The organism is Streptomyces sp. NPDC000878 (assembly GCF_053599695.1).
Genome location: NZ_JBSFMT010000084.1, coordinates 21917 through 43501, shown reverse-complemented (window position 1 = coordinate 43501; position 21585 = coordinate 21917). Strand labels below are relative to the sequence as shown.

Sequence of the window (21585 nt, the reverse complement as noted above, 5' to 3'; positions counted from 1 at the left end):
GGCTGGGTTAGTCAGCCCGTCCGGCGTTTGAGGACAAGGCCCGTTCAGGGCCGGAGCGGGGGTTCGGGGGCGCAGCCCCCGAGGATGGGAACGGGTAAGGGCGGCGGGGGCGAGACACCGCTTCGGGGTGCGTCCGCGTTGGGTCAGGCCGTCCTGGTCAGTTCCTCCGTCCTTGACGGCGACGTCTGCTCGCCCTGCGCCCGCAGGCCCGTCAGCGCGACGAACACCGTGGCCAGTACCGCCGCCACAGCGAACGCGGTGAACCCCCAGCTCTCCGACCCGTTCGCCACCAACTGACCGCCCAGCCACGGCCCGAACACCGCCCCGAAGCGCCCGATGCCGGACACCCAGCCCACCGCCGTCGCCCGGTTGGCGTCGGTCGAGCGGCCCGCCACCGTCGCGTAGATCATGGCCTGGGCGCTGAAGAGGAACATCCCGGTGAGGAAGACCACGATGTACGTCAGCGGCAACGCCATGTGGATGCCGAGCAGGTACACGCCCACTGCCGTGCCCGCGAACCAGATCGTGGCGATGCGGGCGGAGCCGTAGCGGTCGGAGCAGCGGCCGGCGACGAGCATGCCCACGATGCCGCCGAGGTTGATGACGATCAGGAGGGAGAGGGAGGAACCCAGTTCGTAGCCCGCGCCGCGCATCATCGTCGGCAGCCAGTTGCTGACCCCGTACACCAGCAGCAGGCCGCAGAAGGACGCCAGCCAGAACAGGGCCGTCGTACGCCACAGGTTGCCGCGGAACAGGGCCGCGACGGCGCTCCAGCGGTCCTCGGCGGCGGGGCGTTCCGTCGCGGCGCCGGGCAGTTCGACGTCGTAGCGGTCGGCGAGGGCCCGGGCCTCCTCGACCCGCCCCTTGGCGATCAGGAAGCGCATCGACTCGGGCAGGTACTTCGCGACGAACGGGACGCCGATCAGGAGCGGGAGGACGCAGATCCAGTAGGCGACGCGCCAGCCGTCGGGGCCGCTCGTCCACAGGCCCAGGAAGCCCGCCATGATGCCGCCGGCCTGGTGCGCGGTCATCAGCGTGCCGACGATGAGGGCGCCCCGGCCGCGTGGGGCGTACTCGGAGACCATCGTGATCGTGGTGGGCAGCAGGCCGCCGAGGCCGAGCCCGGCGATGAAACGGCCGAGCCCGAACACCCCGAGGCTGGGGGCGACCGCGCACAGGGCGGAGGCCAGCGAGAACACCGCGGTGCAGGTGAGGATGACCTTCTTGCGGCCGATCCAGTCGGTGACCGTGCCCGCGGACAGGGCGCCGATCAGCATGCCGAAGGTGGCGTAGCTGCCGAGGTCGCCGGCCTGGGCGGGGACGAGTCCGAGGGCCTTGTGCTCCAGCATGTGGGGCAGTTCGGCGCCGTAGACGAACATGTCGAGGCCGTCGAAGAAGACGACCAGCCAGCAAAGGCCGACGACGAGCACAGCCAGTCTGCCGCCGCGAGCGGGCGGAGCGGGGGCGGGGGACGGAGACATCGTTGTTTCCTATCGTCCGGCAGGAGAGTCCCTGAGGGGGAAGGGCCTGCCCCATAGCCATGGGGAACGGGGGGATGCGCTCGACGGTAAGGAGCCGTTGCGAGAGTGTCAACGTTTTTGTCAACAATCCTGGGAGCGCAGTGGGCCGTGCCGTGGCCGGTCACGGCCCGCGCCGCAGGTGGGAGCGTCAGTCGAGCGGAGGCGTGCCGTGCGTGTGGAACGACTCGATGGTCTTCAGACCCCACGCCTGGCCCTTGGCCCGCTCCGCCTGTGTCCAGGTGATCAGCGGCCAGTCGGGGGCCAGGACGAGGCGGGTGAGCGGGTTGCAGAGTTCGATGCGGTTGCCGCCCGGCTCGTAGACGTACAGGAAGAACGTCTGCTGGATGGCGTGCTTGTGCGGGCCGGTCTCGATGTGCACGCCGTTGTCCAGGCACAGGTCGGCTGCGCGCAGGATGTCCTCGCGGGTGTCCGTGGCGAACGCGATGTGGTGCAGGCGGCCGTTGGAGCCGGACCAGTCCTCCGTGTAGACGATGTCGTACGACTTGTTGGTGAACGTCAGCCACTGCGCGGCCAGGCGTCCTTCGTCGAGGACGATCTGTTCGGTGGGGCGGGCGCCGAGGACGTGCTGGACGAAGCCGGCGTTCGGTTCGACCGCGGCGGCGAGGAAGTTGACGTGGTCGAGGCGGCGCACGCCGACGCCCGTCGCGGGCTTGGCCTGCGGCTGGTTCTTGAGGCCGGGCCGCAGCTCGGGCGGCGCCTGGTACCACTCGCTCTCCCAGTAGAGGGCGTACTCGTGGCCGTCGGGGTCCGTGGTGACGTAGAGCGGGCCGAGGCCGGGTTCGTCCTCGACCCAGCGGCCGGGGCGGCCGGCGTTCTCGGCCTCCTTCACCCGGCGTTGCAGGGCCTCCTCGCTGGAGGCGCGCAGGGCGGTGCGGCGGATGCCGGAGGTCGAGTGGGCGGTGAGGGTGAGGCTGTGGTGCTCGTAGTCGTCCCAGGTGCGCAGATACACCGAGTCGCCGGAGCGGCCGTTCTCGGTCAGGCCGAGGATCTTGGTGAAGAACCCGACGCTGGCGTCGAGGTCGGGGGTGAGGAGTTCGACATGGCCGAGGTGGGCGATGTCGCCGAGCGGCGGGGTCATCAGCGGCTCCTGACGGGGAGAGGGGCGGCGGGGCGGGGGAACACCGTGCCGTCGAAGATCTTGCGGGCGGTACGGACGACGGCCGTGCGGTGCGCGACCGGGGCGGGGCCGTCGGTGTCGGTGTCGGTGAGGGAGACGGCGGTTTCCACGTCCAGGAATCCGGTGGGGTGTTCGATGCGCAGCGGGGCGTCGTCGGGGGCGGGGAGCCGCGCCACACCCTCCCCGACGGCACCGGGTATGCGCAGTCCGGCGGCGACGCTCGCGGCACCCAGCACGCCGATCGCCGTGTGGCAGCGGACCGGGATGAAGGTGCGGGTCATGACGGTGCCGCCGTGCGCGGGCGGGGCGAGCAGGCTGAGCTTGGGCACGGTCGTCGCGGAGACATCGCCCAGACCCATCAACTTGCCCGCCTCCAGGCGGATCTCGCGCAGCCGTTCGTTGAGGGTGACGTTCTCCTCCAGGTCCCTCGGATCCTCGTAACCGGTGACGCCGAGGGCGGAGGCGACGATCAGCACGGTCGGCATGCCGTTGTCGACGCAGGTCACCGACGTGTCGGCGACGGTGTCCCGGACCCGGCCGGTCGGCAGCAGGGGTCCGCTCCCCCGCCCGAACCCGATCGTCACCGGAGCGGAGCTGCCAGGTACACCGGAGATCTCGGTCGTGCCCTCGTAGACGACCCGCCCGTCTGCCGTGGGGAAGGTCGCGGTGGCGTGGTCGCCGCTGTTGACCATGCGGATGCGTACGGAGGTCAGCTCGTCCCCGGCCGCGACCAGCCCGCGTTCCACGGCGAACGGGCCGACGCCCGCGAGGAGGTTCCCGCAGTTCTGACGGTCAGTCACCTCGGGCTCCTCGACGCCGACTTGGAGGAACAGGTAGTCGACGTCGGACTCGTCGTCGGCCGAGCGGGAGACCACGGCCACCTTGCTGGTGAGGGGGTGCGCTCCGCCGAGTCCGTCGATCTGGCGGGGGTCTGGGCTGCCCATGACCCGCAGCAGCAGGTCGTCGCGGGTCGCGGGGTCGGCCGGCAGGTCCTCGGCGAGGAAGTAGGCGCCCTTGGAGGTGCCGCCCCGCATCAGCATGCAGCGCAGTTCCTCCCCCGGGCCGCCCGTACTCACGAGCGGACCCCCGGTCCGGCGCCCGGGTCGGCCCCCGCACCGGCGTCCCGTACGTACTCCTCGTACGACCGGTACGTGACCCCCAGCCGTACGAGCGTCTCGCGCAGCCCGTACCGGTCCAGGCCCAACTGACCGTCGGCGAAGGCGAGTCGGGACGCCTCCTCCTTCGCGATGCGGGCCTCGGACGCCTTGACGGCCTCGGCGGACCGCAGCCGGGGGACGACCATCACGCCGTCGTCGTCGGCGATGATCACGTCACCCGGGTGGATCTGCTGGCCGCCCACGACGATCGGGATGTTCACCGAGCCGCCCGTCGCCTTCACCGTGCCCTGGGCGGAGACCGCCGCCGACCAGACGGGGAAGTCCATGGCACGCAGTTCGGCGGTGTCGCGTACGCCGGTGTTGATGACCAGGCCACGTACGCCCCGGCGGCGGAGCGCGGTGGCGAACAGCTCGCCGAACAGGCCGTCCGTGCAGGGGGATGTCGTGGTGACAACCAGGATGTCGCCCTCGGCGCACTGTTCGACGGCCGCGTGGATCATGAGGTTGTCGCCGGGCCAGCACAGCGCGGTGACGGCGGTGCCCGCGATACGTACGTCCTGCTGGATCGGGCGCAGGGTCGGGCCGAGGAGGCCGGTGCGGCCCAGGGCCTCGTGGACGGTGGCCACGCCGTGGCGGGCCAGCGCCTCGACGTCCGAGGCGGTCGCGCGCGGTGGGTTGGTGACGATCACGCCGCTCATGCCAGCTCCCCCGTGACCTGCGGGTAGGGGCGCATATAGGCCTCGCCGTAAGTGGTGTGCGGCAGGCCGAGGTTGGGGCCGGCGTTGCGCTTGAGCTGGACGCCGCGCCGCTTGGCGAGGTCGGTGTAGTAGTCCCACAGGTGCTGTTGGGCGGACAGGCACTCCATGGCCTTGCGCTTGGTGTCGAACACCTCGGTGATGTCGAGCAGCACCTGCGGGGTGAAGTCGCACATCTCCGGCTGGTGGGGTTCGAAGAAGAACACCGGTGGCGCGCCCAGGACTTCACCGGGGGCGGGGTAGCCGATGGCCTGGGCGAGGATCCGCGCGTCCAGGGCCATGCGGGCGGCGGCCGGGTGGTCGGCGTTGTAGGGGTCGGCGAGGGGGTGGGTGAGCACCACGTCGGGCTGGGTGTCCCGGTAGATGCCCACCAGCCGGTCGGTCAACTCGGGGGTGGCGAGGAGGGGGTAGTCGCCGGCGTCGAGGAAGCGGACCTCGGCACCGAGCGCGGCGGCGGCCTGCTCGGCCTCGGTCCGGCGGATCCCCTTGATCTCCTCCAGCGACTTGCCCTCCCGCCAGGCCTTGGCGGACTCGCCGCGTTCCCCGTACGACAGACAGGCGATGACGACCTTCTCGCCACGGGAGGCCGCCAGCGCGATGGCACCTCCCGCCCGCCAGACGAAGTCACCGGCATGTGCGCTGATCACCAGCGTCGAGCGAGCGGCTGCGGGCACCGCACCTTGTGTCATTGCAGAAATCTCCTTGGTGGACAGGTCCTTCGGCCCACCTCGGCGGCGTCATCCGCGCAACGCGTTGTTCGCACAACACGCTGTTCGCGCGACACGCTATTCGCGCAACGCGGCGATCACGCTCGTGAGATGGGAGCGAGCGGCCGCTTCGGCCGCCTGCGGGTCCCTGGCCGTGATCGTCTCGACCATGGCCAGGTGTTCACTCAGGGACTGCTGGGGACGCCCCGGTCGCAGCGCGAGCTGGAAACGGTGGCGCACCAACTGGGCGTTGAGCTTCTCCAGCAGTTCCACGGCCGTCTGCTGGCCGGAGAACTGTCTGATCCGGGCGTGCAGTTCCTGGTTGAGTTCGGAGTACGTGACCGGCTCGCCGTCGGCGACCGCCTTGGCCATCGCCTCGCCGACGCCGGTCAGTTGGGCCAGCTGGTCGTCGGTGGCCGCCACGGCCGCCTTGGCCGCGCACAGCCCTTCGAGGACCATCCGGCATTCGGTGATGGCGACCGCCTCCTCCACGGTCACCACCCGCACCCGCGAGCCACGGTTGCGGATCCGCTCGACGAGTCCCTCCGACTCCAGCTCGATCAGCGCCGCCCGGACGCTGGCCCGTGTCACACCGAACTGCTCGGCGAGTTCGTTCTCCACCAGCCGCTGGGCCGGTGCCATGTCGCCGCGCAGAATCGCCTGCCGCAGCCGCTCCAACGCGTGCTGCTTGGCCTGCTCTCCGGTGCCTGGACGGGCTTGGTTCGGCATGTGCCCTCCTGAGTGAGTGCCTGTCGACGCTAAATCTAGACGGACAACATTGTCAACAATATTGTTCCCCATGCTCGCACACAGCTGCCCCACAGAAACGCCGCCACACGGCTCCGATCTGTTATCAGGTCAAGCGTCCCGGACTATTGACTCCATCACCCCGCTGTCGCGATCCTCATCACAGAGTTGCGCGAGCCATGACAACCCTTGTGCGAGGACGTGAGTGATGACTGTGCCTGCCTTCTTGCCTCGCCCGCGCCGCGGACGCAGACCCCTGACCGTGCTGTCGCTGCTGCTCGCCGTACTGGCGCTGACGCTCGGCACCGTGCCCAGCTCGGCGGCCGGCACGGACTGGTGGACGCCGACCGCGCGCCCCACCCCCGACTCCCAGATCAACGTCACGGGCGAGCCCTTCAAAGGCACCAACTCCCAGGGCGAGGTACAGGGGTTCGTCGACGCGCACAACCACCTGTTCTCCAACGAGGCCTTCGGCGGACGCCTGATCTGCGGGAAGGTCTTCTCCACCAGCGGGATCGCGGACGCCCTCAAGGACTGTCCCGAGCACTACCCCGACGGCACCCTCGCGATCTTCGACTACATCACCCACGGCGGCGACGGCAAGCACGACCCGGTCGGCTACCCGACGTTCAAGGACTGGCCCGCGTACGACTCGATGACCCATCAGGCCAACTACTACGCCTGGGTCGAGCGCGCCTGGCGCGGCGGCCAGCGTGTGCTGGTCAACGACCTGGTCACCAACGGCGTGATCTGCTCGGTCTACTTCTTCAAGGACCGCAGCTGCGACGAGATGACGTCGATCCGTCTCCAGGCCCAGCTGACCTACGACCTCCAGGACTACATCGACGCGCAGTACGGCGGCACGGGCAAGGGCTGGTTCCGGATCGTCACGGACACCACGCAGGCCCGTGAGGTGATCAAGCAGGGCAAGTTGGCGGTCGTGCTGGGCGTCGAGACGTCCGAGCCCTTCGGCTGCAAGCAGATCCTGGACATCGCGCAGTGCAGCAAGGCCGACATCGACGCCGGTCTCGACGAGTTGTACGACCTGGGTGTGCGCAGCATGTTCCTGTGCCACAAGTTCGACAACGCGCTGTGCGGGGTGCGGTTCGACGAAGGCGGGCTCGGTACGGCGATCAACGTCGGCCAGTTCCTGTCGACGGGTACCTTCTGGCAGACGGAGACGTGCACGACCGCGATGCACGACAACCCCATCGGCGGCGCCACGGCGACCGACGCGACGGAGGACCTGCCGGCGGGCACCGAGCTGCCGACGTACGACGCGGACGCGCAGTGCAACACCCGAGGGCTCACCGATCTCGGCGAGTACGCCGTGCGCGGCATGATGAAACGCAAGATGATGCTGGAGATCGACCACATGAGCGTCAAGGCCACCGGCCAGGCGCTGGACATCTTCGAGTCCGAGTCCTACCCGGGCGTGCTCTCCTCGCACAGCTGGATGGACCTCAACTGGACCGACCGGGTCTACGGTCTCGGCGGTTTCATCTCCCAGTACATGCACTCCTCCGAGGAGTTCGTCACGGAGGCCGCGCGCACCGACGCCCTGCGCACCAAGTACGGCGTGGGCTACGGCTACGGCACCGACTTCAACGGCATCGGCGACCACCCGGCCCCGCGCGGCACGGACACGGGTACGACGGTGACGTACCCCTTCACCAGTGTCGACGGCGGTTCGGTGATCGACCGCCAGACCACCGGTTCGCGCACCTGGGACATCAACACGGACGGTGCCGCGCACGTCGGGCTGATCCCGGACTGGATCCAGGACATCAAGCAGGTCGGCGGCGCGGACGCGGTGAGCGACCTGTTCCGGGGTGCCGAGTCCTACCTCGACACCTGGGGCGCCTCGGAGAGCCACAGGGCCGGGGTGAACCTCGCCAAGGGCGTGACGGCGACGGCGAGTTCGTCCGAGTCGAACCCGGTCACCAGCTACCAGCCCGGCCGGGCCGTCGACGGCGACTCGGGCACCCGCTGGGCGAGCGACTGGAGCGACGACCAGTGGCTCCAGCTCGACCTCGGGTCGACGAACCTGGTCAAGCGGGTGACCCTCGACTGGGAGAAGGCGTACGGCAAGTCGTACCGCATCGAACTGTCGACCGACGGCACGACCTGGCAGACCGCGTGGTCCACGACCGTCGGCGACGGCGGCCTGGACACGGCACAGTTCGCGGGAGTACCGGCCCGCTATGTGCGCGTCCACGGTCTTGATCGCGGCACGGACTGGGGATACTCGCTCTACGAAGTGGGTGTCTACAGCAGCTGAGTTCCGTATCTAGGGGGAGTTCATGGCACGCAAGCCGTCGGCCGAGCGGCGCCGGCAGCTGACCGAGGCGGCCATCCGCGCGATGACCCGGGACGGCGTCCCCAGGACGACGACCCGGTCCATCGCGGCCGAGGCGGGCGTGTCACTGAGCGTCTTCCACTACTGCTTCGACTCCAAGCAGGCCCTGATCGAGTCGGTCATGACGACGATCACGGACCACTCCGTCGACGTGGTGCGCGCGGCGATCCAGCCGCAGGCCACCCTCCAGGAGACGATCCGGGCGGGCTTCAGGGCGTATTGGGACCATGTGGCCGCCCACCCGGGCGAGCACATGCTGACGTACGAACTCACCCAGTACGCCCTGCGGGAGCCGGGGTTCGCTCATCTGGCCCGTCGGCAGTACGAGCTGTACGCCGACACGTACACCGGGCTGCTGGAGCAGCTGCGCGAGAGCATGGGCTTCGAACTGGGCGTGCCCGTCCCGGTGTTGGCCCGCTATCTGGCCGCGATGACGGACGGCCTGACCCTCAACTTCCTTGCCCTGGGCGACGAGAAGGCCTGCGTCGACATCCTCGACACGGTCACCGACCATGTGGCCTCCCTCGTACGGGAGTAGTCCGTACGAGGGTGGTCCGTACGGGAGTTGGGGGGGGACGCGCTACTTCTGCGAGGTGAGGATGCTCACCGCGTTGGCGGCGACGATCGCCCCGATGCTCGCCCACTCCAGGGCGCCCAGGCTCTCCCCCAGGCCGATCCAGCCGACCACGGCGGCCAGTACCGGGTTGACGCTCATGAACAGCCCGAAGGCCCGGGCGGGCACCCGGCGCAGGGTGAACATGTCGGCGAGATAGGGCACGGCCGAGGCGAGCACCCCGGCGACGACGGCGTAACCGACGGCCGCCGGGGTCGGCGGACGGTCGACGACGAGGACGATCCCGACCGGCAGGAAGAGCAGCGCGGAGACGCCCGCGGCGGCGGCCGACCCCTCCGCACCGGGCAGCCGCCGCCCGATCGTACGGTTGAGCAGGATGTACGAGGCCCAGCAGACGGCGGCGAGCAGACCGAGGCCCATCCCCAGGTAGTCGGCGGACGGCTGCGGGCGCAGCAGCGCGACGACACCGGCCGCGGCGATCACCGCGCAGCAGGCGTCCACGCGCCGCCGGGTGGCCGCCAGCGCGATGGCGAGCGGTCCGAGGAACTCCAGGGTCACCGCGAGACCGAGGCCGATCCGGTCGATGGCCGTGTACAAGGACAGGTTCATCGTCCCGAAGACCAGGGCCAGCAGGAGTACGGGCCCCCACTGCGCGCGGGTGAAGCTCCGCAGGCGGGGCCGGGCGACGGCGAACAGGACGACGGCGGCGACGTACTGGCGGACGGCGACGACACCGACCGGGCCGAGCACCGGGAAGGCGAGGGAGCCGGTCGCGGCGCCGACCTGGTTGGCCAGCCCGCTGCCGAGCATGACTGCTACGCCGGCGAACCTCCCGGTGGCGGGCTTCGGGGATGCAGGGGGAACGGGTGCGCTGCTGTAGGCGGGGGCCACCGTGTCGGCGGCTGTTGTGTGTGCGGGGCCTGCGGGCATGGGCCGATCGTGCGCCGGTTCGGTGGTTGCGCAAAATGCATGGGACTGGGCATCTATACGCTGGAGTCATGGATGTACCCCACACGCGGACAGTGCCGACAGCGCAGATCGAGCTTCGGCAGCTGCGCTTTCTCGTCGCGATCGTCGACGAGGGCACCTTCACGGATGCCGCCATCGCGCTCGGCGTCTCCCAGGCGGCCGTCTCCCGCACCCTGGCCTCGCTCGAACAGGCCCTGGGTGTACGGCTGTTGCGGCGGACCTCGCGCGAGGTGAGCGTGACCGGCACCGGGTTGCGCGTGGTGGCGCACGCCCGGCGGGTGCTCGGTGAGGTGGACGACCTGGTCGGGGAGGCGACGTCCGGTCATGCCCGGCTGCGGATCGGGTACGCCTGGTCGGCGCTGGGCCGCCACACCCTCGCCTTCCAGCGCCGCTGGGCCGAACGGCGGCCGGAGACGGAGGTGCAGCTCGTCCGGACCAACTCCGGCACCGGTGGGCTGGCGGAGGGGGCGTGCGAGCTGGCCGTGGTGCGCCGGCCGCTCGACGACCGGCGGTTCGACTCCGTCATCGTGGGTCTGGAGCGGCGGCTGTGCGCGATGGCCGCCGACGATCCGCTGGCGCGGCGGCGGTGGATCCGGCTCGCCGACATCAGCGGGCGTGTCCTGCTGGTGGACCGGCGGACCGGCACGGCCACGGCGGAGCTGTGGCCGCCGGACTCGCGTCCGGCGACCCAGGAGACGCATGACGTCGACGACTGGCTCACCGCGATCTCGACGGGGCGATGTGTGGGGCTTACGCCGGAGTCCACGGCGCATCAGTATCGGCGGCCGGGGGTTGTGTACCGGCCGGTGCGGGATGCTGAGCCGGTGGTGGTTCGGCTTGCCTGGTGGCGGGATGATCCGCATCCTGCGGGGGCGGCGGTGGTTGAGTTGTTGACCGACCTCTATCGCGAGGAGTGACAGGTGGTCCGTCGTCTGCGAGCCGGTGGGGGCTGGTCGCGCAGTTCCCCGCGCCCCTAAAAGAAGGGGCGCTCCTCCACCGCCTGTCAGTAGCTCACCGCCAGCAGGCGTTCCGCGTAATCCGCCAGGTACTCCTCTCTCTGTTTCGGGGACACCTCGGCCGGGGTCCTGGCCACGAACGGGGGCAGGACCTCGAAGCCCAGGCAGTTGAGGATGCCGTGGTGGATGGGCCAGAGGGCTCGGTCCAGGTCCTCGTCGGTGGCGTGGGGGCCGTAGAAGCCCGAAGGAGTGCCCGTCGTCGTGCTGATCAGGGCTCGTCTGCCCTTCAGGGGGGCGGTGTCGTAGGTGCGGCCCTCGTCGTAGGCGAAGCCTCGGGCCATCGTGCGGTCGATCCAGCCCTTGAGGATGGCCGGCATTCCGGACCACCACAGCGGGAACTGGAGGATCATCAGGTCGCACCGGGCGACCTTCTCCTGTTCGGCGAGGACGTCGGGCGGGGTCTCGTGGGCCGCCTGCACGCGTTCCTGCTCGGCGGTGACGTCCAGGTAGTCGGGGTCGGTCCAGACGCCGGGGAAGTCGTCGGCGTCGACGGCGGCCTTCCAGCCGAGCCGGTAGAGGTCGCTGACCACGACCTCGTGTCCGGCGCGTCTCAGGACGTCCACGGCTCTGACCTTCAAGGCGCCGTTGAATGAGCAGAGTTCGGGGTGGGCGAAAACGATCAGTACGTTCACGGTGGGGGGTCCCCTCAGATGCGTGTGTGCTGAGGTGCGCGTTCAGTCGTGGGGCGGTCGGTCCGTCCTGTCGAGCGGGAGGCGGAGGGTGAAGACGGTCGAGCCGGGCCCGCTCGTCAGGTCGAGGGTGCCGCCGTGCGCCCGTACCAGGGACAGGGCGACCGCGAGGCCGAGGCCGCTGCCGCCCCGGTCGCGGCTGCGGGCCTTGTCGACGCGGTAGAAGCGGTCGAAGACCCGGTCCTGGTCGGCGGGCGGGATGCCGGGGCCGGCGTCGGCGACCCGGACCACCGCGTGGCCCGCGTCGACCTTCACGTCCACGGACACGGGGGTGCCGGCGGGTGTGTGCACGGCCGCGTTGGTCAGCAGGTTGTCCAGGACCTGCCGGATGCGGAGGGGGTCCAGGCGCAGCCGCAGTTCCTTGGGGGCGGCCGTCACCGTCAGGGGATGCTTCGGGTGGCCCGCGCGGAAGGCGTCGGCCGCCTGGCCGGTCAGTTCCACCAGGTCGGCGTTCTCCTGGCGCAGCGGGGTCTCGATCTGGGCCGCGTCCAGTCGGGCGAGCAGCAGCAGGTCGTCGAGGAGGACGCCCATCCGGGCCGCCTCGGCGCGCAGGCGGGCCAGGTGCTTGTCCCGTTCGCCGGGCTCGTTGGCGGCGGCGTACTGGAAGAGGTCCGCATAGCCCCGTACCGACATCAGAGGGGTACGCAGCTCGTGGGAGGCGTCGGCGACGAAGCGGCGCAGGCGCTGCTCGGCCTCCGTGCGGACGGCGAGGGAGTCGTCGATGTGTTCGAGCATGGTGTTGAACGCGGTGCGCAGCTCCTCGACCTCCGGGCCGCCGTTGCCCCGGTCGGCGCGTACGGGCAGCCGGGCGGAGTCGGTGAAGTCGTGCGAGGTGATGCCACGGGCGGTGTGGGCCATGTCGCTGAGGGGCCGCAGGCCGCGCCGCAGCACCGCGCGGCCGAAGATCACCAGGCCGAGGAGGGCGATGGCGAAGGCGACGACCTGGACCGTGACCAGCTGGTCCATGGTGTTCTCGATGTCGTCCATGGGCGCGGCCGTGACCAGGACGACCCCGGTCTCGACCTCGCAGGCGCGCAGCCGGTAGGCGTCCCCGTCGATGCGCGCGGTGCGGTAGACGGGGTCGGTGCCGGAGGCCCGCAGGCTCGCGGCGGTGGCGAGGAGTTCGCCGGAGTCCGGCGGCACGTCGGCGGGCTCGCGCAGGACGGGCGTACCGCTGGAGACCTTGTACGAGGCGGTGTACCAGCCGTAGTACGGCTTGCCCTGCACGCTGCCGTAGTCCACGACGTCCTTGGACTGGGTGATCTGGACGAGCTTCATCTGGTCGCTGAGCTGGCGTTCCAGGTACTCCCGCATGTACATCGAGAGGGCCGCGCCGACGACGGCGAACACCACGAGCGAGAGCACGCCCATGCCCAGCGCCAGGCGCGTGCCCAGTCGCAGCCTGCGGTAGTTCTCCCGGCAGCGGCGGATCACTCGCCGACCTGCCGGACCACGTAGCCGACGCCCCGCACGGTGTGGATCAGCGGTTCGTCGTGCTGGTCGGGATCGTCGAGCTTGCGGCGCAGCCTGCTGACGACCAGCTCCACGACGTTGGACCGGCCGCCGAAGCCGTACTCCCAGACGTGGTCGAGGATCTGTGCCTTGGTGAGCACGGTCGGCGACTTGCGCATCAGGTAGCGCAGCACCTCGTACTCGGTCGGGGTGAGAGTGAGCCGTTTGTCGCTGCGCCTGACCTCACGGGTGTCCTCGTCCATCGTCAGGTCGGCCACCCGGAGTACGGACCGCTGGAAGCCGGGACCGGCGCTGCGGCGCAGCACGGTCCGCAGCCGGGCCATCAGCTCCTCCACGGCGAACGGCTTGACCAGGTAGTCGTCGCCGCCCCGGGTCAGCCCCGCGACCCGGTCGGCGACCCCGTCACGGGCGGTGAGGAAGACCACGGGCACCATCGTGCCGGACAGCCGCAGCCGGTCGAGCACGGCGAAGCCGTCGAGGCCCGGAAGCATCAGGTCGAGCACCACGATGTCGGGATGGAACTCGGCGGCCCGGCTCAGCGCCTCCTCACCGGAGTACGCGGTGACCGCCTCCCAGCCCTCGTAGCGGGCGACCGTCGCGACCAGGTCGGCGATGGGCGGATCGTCGTCCACGACGAGGAGTCGTACTTTTTCCACGTGCTCATAGTGCTCCACGTGGCTCCCGTGCCATACCGCCCGCCCCTCCCTACACGCGATCGATAACAACTTGAAAGTCCAACGACAGCATTACGACAGCTACCGTCGGTCAAGCTCAGTGTCCCCGGACCCGATCAAGGAGCACTGTCCGTGACGACCGTCCAATCGCCTCCCGCGCCCCCCACGGCGATACGACCCAAAGTGGTGGCCCGTACCGGCCTGTACGCCGTGCTGGCCGCCAACGTGGCCGTCGTGACCGTCTTCTTCGCCCAGGCAGGCTTCGCCTCCAACGCGCTGATCGTCATGGGCCGGCTCGCCGGGCTGTACGGCGCGCTCTTCATGGCCTTCCAGCTGGTCCTGGTCGCCCGGCTGCCGTGGCTGGACCACCGCATCGGCATGGACCGGCTGACCTCCTGGCACCGCTGGGTGGGCTTCGGCCTGCTGTGGACGCTGATGGCCCACGCGGTGTTCATCACCTTCGGCTACGCCGAGGGCACCTCCATGGGCCCGGTCGACGAGCTGGTGGAGCTGGCCGAGACCACCGAGGGCGTGCTGCGCGCGATCGTCGCCCTCGTCCTGATCATGATCATCGGCGCGGTCTCCGCGCGCTACGCCCGCCGCCGCCTCGCCTACGAGACCTGGCACTTCATCCACCTCTACACCTATGTGGCGGTGGTCCTGGCGTTCACGCACCAGGTCGGTGTCGGTACGACGTTCACCTCGTCGTCCGCCGCCACCACGTACTGGTGGACGATGTGGGGCGTGGCGCTCGGTTCGGTGTTCCTGGGCCGGGTGGTGCTGCCGCTGCGCAAGAACCTCCGGCACCAGCTGCGGGTCTCGGCGGTCGTCCCCGAGGCCGACAACGTCGTGTCGATCTACATGACGGGCCGTGACCTCGACAAGCTGCCCGCCCGCGCCGGCCAGTTCTTCCTGTGGCGGTTCCTCACCAAGGACCGCTGGTGGCAGGCGAACCCGTTCTCGCTGTCGGCGGCGCCCGACGGCCGGTCGCTGCGCCTCACCGCGAAGGTCGCCGGCGACGGCACCGCGACCCTGAAGCACATCCCGGTCGGCACCCGCGTCTTCGCCGAGGGCCCGTACGGCGCGTTCACCTCGATGCACCGCACCCGCCCGGAGGCCGTCCTCATCGCCGGCGGTGTGGGTGTCACGCCGATCCGCGCGCTCCTGGAGGAGATCCAGGGCCACGCCGTGGTCATCTACCGGGTGGCCAGGGACCAGGACGCCGTCCTCTACGAGGAGCTGCGGGAGATCGCCCACGCCAAGGGTGCCGAACTGCACCTGGTGTCCGGGCCGGTCGCCCCCGACAAGCTGGCCCCGGGCGAGCTGGCCAAGCTGGTGCCGGACATCACGGACCGGGACGTCTTCCTGTGCGGCCCGCCGCCCATGATGAACGCGGTGCTGCGCAGCCTGCGGGAACTGGGCGTGCCCAAGTCGCAGACCCACTTCGAGCGCTTCAGCCTGGCCGGATAAGAGGAACGTCGTGAAACGAGCACTGCCTGTACTGGTCCTGAGCATCGCGGGCCTGGTCCCCGTCTGGCTCTACGAGCCGTCGCTGGGCATCACGTCCTCGGAGGCCTCCAGCCCCGCCACGACCCCGTCCTCGTCGTCCTCGACGTCTTCCTCGGGCTCCTCCGGTACGTCGTCGACGGTCGTCAAGGGCACGACCGTGACCACCGAGAAGGGTGACGTCCAGGTCGAGGTGACGTTCGCGGGGACGAAGATCTCCTCGGTGCGGATGCTGAAGCAGCCGAACCACCCGCAGACCACGGCCGCCGTCCCGGTCCTGATCAAGGAGACACTGGCCGCACAGAGCGCCGACATCGACACCGTGTCCGGCGCGACGATCACGAGCGACGGCTACAGGGAGTCCCTCCAGGCGGCGATCGACTCCCAGGCGGAGTCCGCAGCAGCGTCCCCGTCGGCCTCGGCCTCCGAGTCCTCGGCCGCGGCGGACACCGCGTCCAAGGTCGTCTCGGGTACCGCCGTGGACACCGAGAAGGGCACCGTCCAGGTCGAGGTGACCTTCGAGGGCGACACGATCGCGTCCGTGAAGATGCTCCAGCAGCCGAACCACCCGCAGACCACGGCCGCCGTCCCGGTCCTGATCTCGGAGACCCTGGCCGCACAGAGCGCGGACATCGACACGGTCTCGGGTGCGACGATCACCAGCGACGGCTACAAGGAGTCCCTCCAGGCCGCGATCGACGCGAAGGGCTGAGGGGATGCGGCGCGTCGAACACATCATGGGGTTCCCGATCTCGCTGCGGATCGACGACGAGAACGCCCCGGCGGAGGCGGCCCACGCCGTGTTCGCCTGGCTCCACGAGGTCGACGCGCGCTTCAGCCCCTTCAAGGACGACAGCGAGGTGTCCCGCCTCGACCGGGGCGAGCTGGAAACGCGCGAGCTGAGCGCCGACCTCACCGAGGTGCTCGGCCTGTGCGAGGAGTACCGGGTCGCGACGAAGGGCGCCTTCGACGTACGGCTGCCCGGCCGGGGCCTCGATCCGTGCGCCATGGTGAAGGGCTGGGCGGTGCAGCGGGCGGCGGATCTGCTGGCGGCGGCGGGCGTACGGACGTACTGCCTCAACGCCGGCGGTGACGTGGTCGCCGCCGGGCGCCCCTGGCGCGTCGGGGTACGTCACCCCGAGCACGCCGACCAGCTGTGCACGGTGCTGGAGATCACGGAGGGCGGTGTGGCGACCTCGGCTCGTTATGAACGCGGCGACCACATCCTCGACGGCCGCACCGGCCGCCCGGCGACGGGACTGCTGAGCCTGACCGTCGTGGCCCCGACGCTCACCGAGGCGGACGCCATGGCCACGGCGGCGTTCGCGATGGGCGCGGAGGGCATCGACTGGGCCGCCGCGCGCAAGGGCTGCGAGGTCTTCGCGGTGGACACCGACCGCCAGGTCTTCCGGACGGCGGGCTTCCCGGTGGCTGCCTGAGAGGCCTTGCTTGCTGTTTTGTACGTCCGTGTGGGCGCCCTCCGTTGCGACGGGGGGCGCCCACTGGCGTGTGCGTGCGGTGTCCGTGGCCGTCAGTGGCCGCGGGCGATCCACTCCTCCAGGTGCGGTGCCTCGGCCCCGATGGTGGTGGGGTCGCCGTGTCCGGTGAGGACCTTCGTCTCGGGCGGGAGGGCGAGCAGGCGGTCCCGGATCGAGTCGATGATCGTCGGGAAGTGGGAGTAGGAGCGGCCGGTGGCGCCCGGGCCGCCGTTGAAGAGGGTGTCGCCGGTGAAGACGGTGCCCAGGCCCGGGTCGTAGAGGCAGACCGCGCCGGGTGCGTGTCCGGGGGTGTGGAAGACCGTGAGATCGGCGCCGGCGGCCTCGATCACCTGGCCGTCGGCCAGCCAGGCGTCGGGCTCGCGGTCCGGGTGGGTCTGCTTCCACAGCGGCAGGTCGTCGCGGTGCAGCCAGATCGTGGCGCCGGTGCGTTCGGCGAGCGCGGGGGCCGCGTCGATGTGGTCGTTGTGGGCGTGGGTGCAGATGATGGCGGTCAGGCGTCGGTCGCCGACGGCCGCCGCGATGGCGTCGGCGTCATGGGCGGCGTCGATGACGATCGCCTCGTGGTCGTCGCCGACGATCCAGACGTTGTTGTCGACGTCCCAGGTGCCGCCGTCGAGGCTGAACTGCCCGGAGGTGACGAGGCGTTCGATGCGGGCGGCCATCAGAGCACCACCACGGAACGCAGTACGTCTCCGCCGTGCATCCGCTCGAACGCCTTCTCCACCTCGTCGAGTTGGATGGTCTCCGTCACGAACTTCGCGAGGTCCAGGCGCCCTTGGAGGTGGAGGTCGATGAGCATGGGGAAGTCACGGGAGGGCAGGCAGTCGCCGTACCAGGACGACTTGAGCGAGCCACCACGCCCGAAGACGTCGAGCAGCGGGAGTTCGAGCTTCATCTCCGGCGTGGGGACACCCACGAGGACGACGGTCCCGGCAAGGTCGCGGGCGTAGAAGGCCTGCTTGTACGTCTCCGGGCGGCCGACCGCCTCGATGACGACATCGGCGCCGAAGCCGCCGGTCAGTTCCTGGATCGCCTCGACCGGGTCGGTCTCCTTGGAGTTGACCGTGTGCGTGGCGCCCAGTGTGCGGGCGGTGGCGAGCTTCCGGTCGTCGATGTCGACGGCGATGATCTTCGCGGCACCGGCGAGGTTGGCCCCGACGATGGCCGCGTCGCCGACCCCTCCGCAGCCGATGACGGCGACCGTGTCACCGCGTCCGACGTTCCCGGTGTTGATGGCGGCACCGATACCGGCCATCACGCCACAGCCGAGCAGTCCGGCGACGGCGGCGGAGGCGGCGGGGTCGACCTTGGTGCACTGTCCGGCGGCGACGAGCGTCTTCTCGGCGAAAGCACCGATACCGAGGGCGGGCGACAGCTCGGTCCCATCGAGCAGGGTCATCTTCTGCTTGGCGTTGTGCGTGTTGAAGCAGTACCAGGGCCGCCCGCGCAGACAGGCGCGACAATTCCCGCACACGGCACGCCAGTTGAGGATCACGAAGTCACCGGGGGCGACATCGGTGACGCCCTCCCCGACCGACTCCACGATGCCCGCGGCCTCGTGGCCCAGGAGGAAGGGGAACTCGTCGTTGATCCCGCCCTGCTTGTAATGCAGGTCGGTGTGGCAGACCCCGCAGGCCTGGATCTGCACCACGGCCTCGCCCGGACCGGGGTCGGGCACGACGATCGTCTCGACCCGCACCGGTTCGTTCTTGCCCGGTGCGATCACGCCGCGTACTTCCTGCGCCATGGTGCTGAACCCTTCCATCGGCCAATGTTCGGTTCTTCTCTCCGACCCTACGTGCGACTGATCGGTATCGGCACGTCCACGGTCGAGCCCGGCTCACGAATACCCCCGGGGGTACCTCTGCTACGGTGATGAATATACCCCCGGGGGTAATTTCGCGAGGCTTCGCAAGTCCTCGCAAGGCCTCCGGAGGCTTCGCGAGGACTTCATGAGGAGAGGAAGGAGTGCCGCCATGTACTTCGTCGACCGCATCGACGTGCCGGGACTGGGCAACCGCGGCTATCTGGCGGGCGGGCCGCACCGGGCCGTGGTGATCGATCCGCCACGGGACATCGACCGGGTGATCGAGGCCGCCGTCCGGCGGGGTGTCCGCGTCACACACGTCGTCGAGACGCACGTCCACAACGACTACGTCACCGGGGGCCTGGAACTGGCCCGGATCACCGGGGCCGCCTACCTCGTCCCGACGGGCGCGCGGGTGGCGTACGACAGGGTGCCGGTCACGGACGGGGACAGTGTGGAGATCGAGGAGGGGCTGCTGCTCCGCGCGCTGGCCACGCCCGGGCACACCCCGCACCACACCGCGTACGTCCTGGAGGAGGCCGGTCTGGCCGTGGCCGTGTTCACCGGGGGCTCGCTGCTGATCGGCACGGTCGGTCGGCCGGACCTGGTCGAGCCGAGGCTCACCGGGGAACTGGCCCGGGCGCAGTACGACTCGGCGCACCGACTGGCAGCCGAACTCCCGGACGAAACGGCCGTGTTGCCCACGCAAGGCTTCGGCAGCTTCTGCTCCGCCGGGACAGCGGCGGGCGACGACGCGACGACCATCGGCCGGGAGCGCATGGCGAACGAGGCGTTGGTCAAGGACGCGGACACGTTCGTCGCCGAGCTGCTCGCCGGGCTCGACGACGTGCCCGCGTACTACGCGCACATGGGCCCGCTGAACTCCGCGGGCCCCGCGCCCGTCGACCTGACTCCGCCGGCCCCGGCGGACGCCGAGGAGATCGCGGCGCGGCTCGCCGCCGGGGAGTGGGTGGTGGATCTGCGCAACCGGGTCGCGTTCGCCGAGGGTCATGTCGCCGGGACGGTCAACTTCGAGGCGGAAGGGCAACTCGCCACCTATTTGGCGTGGCTACTGCCGTGGGGCAAGCCGGTCACCCTGCTCGCGGAATCGTCGTCCCAACTCGCAGCGGCACAGCGGGAGTTGGTACGTGTCGGCATCGACCGACCCGCAGCCGCTTCCACGGGCTCCCCCGCCGGGTGGCTACGTCCGGGCGAGCAACCGCACACCTTTCCACGCGCCACGTTCGCTGAGCTGGCGGCCCGTCTCGCCGAGGCTCAGCGGGAGTCGGACCGACCCGCCGCCTCCACGAACTCCCCCACCGTTCGGCTGCATCCGGGCGAGCCGTTCGCCGACCTGGCGGGCCAGGAGGACAGGCAGGTCGTGGTCCTGGATGTGCGGCGGGACTCCGAGCGCTCGGGCGGCCACATCACGGGTTCGCTGCACATCACGCTCCACCAACTGCGGGACCGGCTCGCGGAGATACCCGACGGGACTGTGTGGGTGCACTGCGCGGGCGGGATGCGGGCCGCGATCGCCGCCTCGCTGCTGGACGCGGCGGGGCGTGTCGTGGTCGCCGTCGACGACGGGTTCGCCGCCGCCCGCGAGGCCGGGCTGCCGATGGCCCGGGTCACCCCGGCCGAGGCCCGCGAACTCACGGGCGCGGACGGGACGGCCGTACTCCTGGACGTCCGCGAGGCCGAGGAGTGGACTGCCGGGCATGCCGTCGGTGCGTTGCACGCGCCGCTGTCGGCGCTGAGGGCGGGTGCACCGCTGCCGGGTTCCGCGCAGGGACGCCCCCTGATCACGATCTGCCGCTCCGGCAAGCGCTCCCGGGAGGCCGCGGCGCTGCTCACGGCGCGCGGCACGGAGGTCTCGGACGTGATCGGCGGGATGGGGGCATGGGCGGAGGCGGGCCTGCCGGTGGTGACCGGGGACGGGCCGCAGACGGAGGCGGGCCTGCCCGCAGCAACCGCAAGCGGCCCGCCGCCGGAGACGATCCTGCCGGTGTCGAACGAAAGCAGGCTCCAAGCCGAGGCGGGCCCGTCGATGGTCGCCGAGAACGGACTGCCAGCGCAGACGAGCCTGCCAGTGCCGAACGCAAGCGGGCCACAAGCAGGGGCCGACCTGCCAACAGCAACCGCGAGCGCGCCGCAGGCGGCCCCCTCCAGCCATGGCGGCCCGGTCGCGTGAGTGTGTTCGTGCTCGCCCTGGTCGCCGGGGCCGTGACCGGTCTCGCGCTGGGGGCGCTCGGGGGCGGCGGCAGTGTGCTGGCCGTGCCCGCGCTGATCTATCTGCTCGGTTTCACCCCGGCCGCGGCCACCACCGCGAGCCTGGCCATCGTCACCGTCACCTCCGCCACCGCGCTGGCCGCGCACGCCCGTGCGAACACCGTCGAGTGGCGGGCCGGGGCCGTGTTCGCGGCGGCGGGACTGGTGCCCGCCACGCTCGGCGGAGCGGTCAGCGGGTACGTACCCTCCGCCCTGCTGACCGGCGCGTTCGCGGTGATCGCCGGGCTCGCCGCGTACCGCATGCTGCGCCCTTCGGCATCCGTACGGGAGGGGGTGCCAGTGCGGCCCGTTCAGGTCGCTCAGGCGGGCGCGGGGCTCGGTGCGGTGACCGGGGTGCTGGGGGTGGGCGGCGGTTTTCTCGCCGTACCGGCGCTGGTGGACGTCGTGGGGCTGCGGATGCGGGCCGCCGTCGGGACGAGCCTGCTGGTGATCACCGTCAACTCGCTGGCCGCGCTGGTGGCCCGGGCCGGTACGGCGACCCGTGTCGACTGGACGCTGGTCGCGCCCTTCGCCGGGGCCGCGATCCTTGGCGCGTGGGACGGTAAACGGCTCGCGGGCCGGGTCTCCGGGAGCCGGCTCCAGCGGATCTTCGCCTGGGTACTGCTGGCGGTGGCCCTGTTCATGCTGGCCGACACGGTGGTGTGAACGCCGAACCACCGACGGCCCGCAGCCGGCGGTCGACGGCCGGGAGCCGGGAGCCGGGAGGCCTGGAGACCTGGAGACCGGAAGGCCTCGAAAGGCTCTC

General features: G+C 70.6%; 20 protein-coding genes. 8 read left to right on the top strand and 12 right to left on the bottom strand.

Features of this window, described 5'->3' with window-relative positions; translation table 11 throughout:
• Nucleotides 1–143: 143 nt before the first annotated feature.
• From ACWDR4_RS42970 to ACWDR4_RS42945, 6 genes are all read right to left on the bottom strand, one after another.
• Nucleotides 144–1481, bottom strand: coding sequence for an MFS transporter (locus tag ACWDR4_RS42970; RefSeq protein WP_450416724.1), 1338 nt, complete (start codon nucleotides 1479–1481; stop codon nucleotides 144–146).
• Between the two features lie 187 nt (nucleotides 1482–1668).
• On the bottom strand, nucleotides 1669–2619 hold the full coding sequence (locus tag ACWDR4_RS42965) for a catechol 2,3-dioxygenase (protein WP_450416722.1): 951 nt from the start codon (nucleotides 2617–2619) through the stop codon (nucleotides 1669–1671).
• Complete coding sequence (locus ACWDR4_RS42960; RefSeq protein ID WP_450416729.1) at nucleotides 2619–3698, bottom strand: 4-oxalomesaconate tautomerase; 1080 nt, start codon at nucleotides 3696–3698, stop codon at nucleotides 2619–2621. Before ACWDR4_RS42960 ends, ACWDR4_RS42965 begins: the two co-directional genes overlap by 1 nt.
• 32 nt (nucleotides 3699–3730) lie before the next feature.
• A complete protein-coding gene (locus tag ACWDR4_RS42955) occupies nucleotides 3731–4474 on the bottom strand; it encodes a 4-carboxy-4-hydroxy-2-oxoadipate aldolase/oxaloacetate decarboxylase (protein ID WP_450416721.1) in 744 nt (247 codons plus the stop codon).
• On the bottom strand, nucleotides 4471–5220 hold the full coding sequence (locus ACWDR4_RS42950; RefSeq protein ID WP_450416719.1) for a PIG-L deacetylase family protein: 750 nt from the start codon (nucleotides 5218–5220) through the stop codon (nucleotides 4471–4473). The genes ACWDR4_RS42955 and ACWDR4_RS42950 overlap by 4 nt, the downstream gene beginning before the upstream one ends.
• 96 nt (nucleotides 5221–5316) lie before the next feature.
• A complete protein-coding gene (locus tag ACWDR4_RS42945) occupies nucleotides 5317–5967 on the bottom strand; it encodes a GntR family transcriptional regulator (protein WP_450416717.1) in 651 nt (216 codons plus the stop codon).
• A gap of 226 nt (nucleotides 5968–6193) precedes the next feature.
• On the opposite strand from ACWDR4_RS42945, the gene ACWDR4_RS42940 reads away from it, so the two are divergent.
• Together ACWDR4_RS42940 and ACWDR4_RS42935 are read left to right on the top strand one after the other, a co-directional pair.
• Nucleotides 6194–8266 carry a galactose-binding domain-containing protein gene (locus tag ACWDR4_RS42940; RefSeq protein ID WP_450416716.1) on the top strand — a complete coding sequence of 691 codons (2073 nt, stop codon included), beginning with the start codon at nucleotides 6194–6196 and terminating at the stop codon, nucleotides 8264–8266.
• A gap of 22 nt (nucleotides 8267–8288) precedes the next feature.
• On the top strand, nucleotides 8289–8882 hold the full coding sequence (locus tag ACWDR4_RS42935; protein WP_450416714.1) for a TetR/AcrR family transcriptional regulator: 594 nt from the start codon (nucleotides 8289–8291) through the stop codon (nucleotides 8880–8882).
• Nucleotides 8883–8924: 42 nt separating this feature from the next.
• On the opposite strand, the gene ACWDR4_RS42930 is transcribed toward ACWDR4_RS42935, so the two are convergent.
• Nucleotides 8925–9848, bottom strand: a complete 924-nt coding sequence (locus tag ACWDR4_RS42930; protein ID WP_450416712.1) for an EamA family transporter — start codon at nucleotides 9846–9848, stop codon at nucleotides 8925–8927.
• A gap of 68 nt (nucleotides 9849–9916) precedes the next feature.
• Here ACWDR4_RS42930 and ACWDR4_RS42925 point away from each other — a divergent pair, with 68 nt between their 5' ends.
• A complete protein-coding gene (locus ACWDR4_RS42925) occupies nucleotides 9917–10804 on the top strand; it encodes a LysR family transcriptional regulator (protein WP_450416710.1) in 888 nt (295 codons plus the stop codon).
• Nucleotides 10805–10890: 86 nt separating this feature from the next.
• On the opposite strand, the gene ACWDR4_RS42920 is transcribed toward ACWDR4_RS42925, so the two are convergent.
• The 3 genes from ACWDR4_RS42920 to ACWDR4_RS42910 are packed head-to-tail and all read right to left on the bottom strand — an operon-like array spanning nucleotide 10891 to nucleotide 13721.
• The gene (locus ACWDR4_RS42920; RefSeq protein ID WP_450416709.1) at nucleotides 10891–11535 is read right to left on the bottom strand and encodes an NAD(P)H-dependent oxidoreductase; all 645 of its coding nucleotides are present in this window, start codon (nucleotides 11533–11535) and stop codon (nucleotides 10891–10893) included.
• Between the two features lie 42 nt (nucleotides 11536–11577).
• On the bottom strand, nucleotides 11578–13026 hold the full coding sequence (locus ACWDR4_RS42915) for a sensor histidine kinase (protein ID WP_450416707.1): 1449 nt from the start codon (nucleotides 13024–13026) through the stop codon (nucleotides 11578–11580).
• Entirely contained in the window at nucleotides 13023–13721 is a 699-nt protein-coding gene (locus ACWDR4_RS42910; protein WP_450416705.1) for a response regulator transcription factor, read from the bottom strand. Before ACWDR4_RS42910 ends, ACWDR4_RS42915 begins: the two co-directional genes overlap by 4 nt.
• Before the next feature lie 150 nt (nucleotides 13722–13871).
• Between ACWDR4_RS42910 and ACWDR4_RS42905 the strand changes: the two genes are divergently transcribed.
• Genes ACWDR4_RS42905 through ACWDR4_RS42895 form a run of 3 tightly spaced genes read left to right on the top strand, consistent with a single transcriptional unit; the run spans nucleotide 13872 to nucleotide 16684 of the window.
• On the top strand, nucleotides 13872–15209 hold the full coding sequence (locus ACWDR4_RS42905) for a ferredoxin reductase family protein (protein ID WP_450416703.1): 1338 nt from the start codon (nucleotides 13872–13874) through the stop codon (nucleotides 15207–15209).
• 10 nt (nucleotides 15210–15219) lie between these two features.
• Entirely contained in the window at nucleotides 15220–15957 is a 738-nt protein-coding gene (locus ACWDR4_RS42900; protein ID WP_450416702.1) for an FMN-binding protein, read from the top strand.
• A gap of 4 nt (nucleotides 15958–15961) precedes the next feature.
• A complete protein-coding gene (locus tag ACWDR4_RS42895; protein WP_450416700.1) occupies nucleotides 15962–16684 on the top strand; it encodes an FAD:protein FMN transferase in 723 nt (240 codons plus the stop codon).
• A 92-nt stretch (nucleotides 16685–16776) separates the two neighbouring features.
• Here ACWDR4_RS42895 and ACWDR4_RS42890 read toward each other — a convergent pair whose 3' ends face one another.
• Together ACWDR4_RS42890 and ACWDR4_RS42885 are read right to left on the bottom strand one after the other, a co-directional pair.
• A complete protein-coding gene (locus tag ACWDR4_RS42890; protein ID WP_450416698.1) occupies nucleotides 16777–17406 on the bottom strand; it encodes an MBL fold metallo-hydrolase in 630 nt (209 codons plus the stop codon).
• Nucleotides 17406–18491: an S-(hydroxymethyl)mycothiol dehydrogenase gene (locus tag ACWDR4_RS42885; RefSeq protein WP_450416727.1), complete on the bottom strand. Its 1086-nt coding sequence runs from the start codon at nucleotides 18489–18491 to the stop codon at nucleotides 17406–17408. Before ACWDR4_RS42885 ends, ACWDR4_RS42890 begins: the two co-directional genes overlap by 1 nt.
• A gap of 229 nt (nucleotides 18492–18720) precedes the next feature.
• Between ACWDR4_RS42885 and ACWDR4_RS42880 the strand changes: the two genes are divergently transcribed.
• Together ACWDR4_RS42880 and ACWDR4_RS42875 are read left to right on the top strand one after the other, a co-directional pair.
• The gene (locus ACWDR4_RS42880) at nucleotides 18721–20742 is read left to right on the top strand and encodes an MBL fold metallo-hydrolase (protein ID WP_450416697.1); all 2022 of its coding nucleotides are present in this window, start codon (nucleotides 18721–18723) and stop codon (nucleotides 20740–20742) included.
• Nucleotides 20739–21485, top strand: coding sequence for a sulfite exporter TauE/SafE family protein (locus ACWDR4_RS42875; RefSeq protein ID WP_450416695.1), 747 nt, complete (start codon nucleotides 20739–20741; stop codon nucleotides 21483–21485). The genes ACWDR4_RS42880 and ACWDR4_RS42875 overlap by 4 nt, the downstream gene beginning before the upstream one ends.
• Nucleotides 21486–21585 lie beyond the last annotated feature (100 nt).

Bases quoted from the DNA above. Each gene is read 5' to 3' on its own strand.
- ACWDR4_RS42970 (WP_450416724.1), bottom strand. From the start codon at position 1,481: ATGTCTCCGTCCCCCGCCCCCGCTCCGCCCGCTCGCGGCGGCAGACTG.
- ACWDR4_RS42965 (WP_450416722.1), bottom strand. From the start codon at position 2,619: ATGACCCCGCCGCTCGGCGACATCGCCCACCTCGGCCATGTCGAACTC.
- ACWDR4_RS42960 (WP_450416729.1), bottom strand. From the start codon at position 3,698: ATGCTGATGCGGGGCGGCACCTCCAAGGGCGCCTACTTCCTCGCCGAG.
- ACWDR4_RS42955 (WP_450416721.1), bottom strand. From the start codon at position 4,474: ATGAGCGGCGTGATCGTCACCAACCCACCGCGCGCGACCGCCTCGGAC.
- ACWDR4_RS42950 (WP_450416719.1), bottom strand. From the start codon at position 5,220: ATGACACAAGGTGCGGTGCCCGCAGCCGCTCGCTCGACGCTGGTGATC.
- ACWDR4_RS42945 (WP_450416717.1), bottom strand. From the start codon at position 5,967: ATGCCGAACCAAGCCCGTCCAGGCACCGGAGAGCAGGCCAAGCAGCAC.
- ACWDR4_RS42940 (WP_450416716.1), top strand. From the start codon at position 6,194: ATGACTGTGCCTGCCTTCTTGCCTCGCCCGCGCCGCGGACGCAGACCC.
- ACWDR4_RS42935 (WP_450416714.1), top strand. From the start codon at position 8,289: ATGGCACGCAAGCCGTCGGCCGAGCGGCGCCGGCAGCTGACCGAGGCG.
- ACWDR4_RS42930 (WP_450416712.1), bottom strand. From the start codon at position 9,848: ATGCCCGCAGGCCCCGCACACACAACAGCCGCCGACACGGTGGCCCCC.
- ACWDR4_RS42925 (WP_450416710.1), top strand. From the start codon at position 9,917: ATGGATGTACCCCACACGCGGACAGTGCCGACAGCGCAGATCGAGCTT.
- ACWDR4_RS42895 (WP_450416700.1), top strand. From the start codon at position 15,962: ATGCGGCGCGTCGAACACATCATGGGGTTCCCGATCTCGCTGCGGATC.
- ACWDR4_RS42890 (WP_450416698.1), bottom strand. From the start codon at position 17,406: ATGGCCGCCCGCATCGAACGCCTCGTCACCTCCGGGCAGTTCAGCCTC.
- ACWDR4_RS42885 (WP_450416727.1), bottom strand. From the start codon at position 18,491: ATGGCGCAGGAAGTACGCGGCGTGATCGCACCGGGCAAGAACGAACCG.
- ACWDR4_RS42880 (WP_450416697.1), top strand. From the start codon at position 18,721: ATGTACTTCGTCGACCGCATCGACGTGCCGGGACTGGGCAACCGCGGC.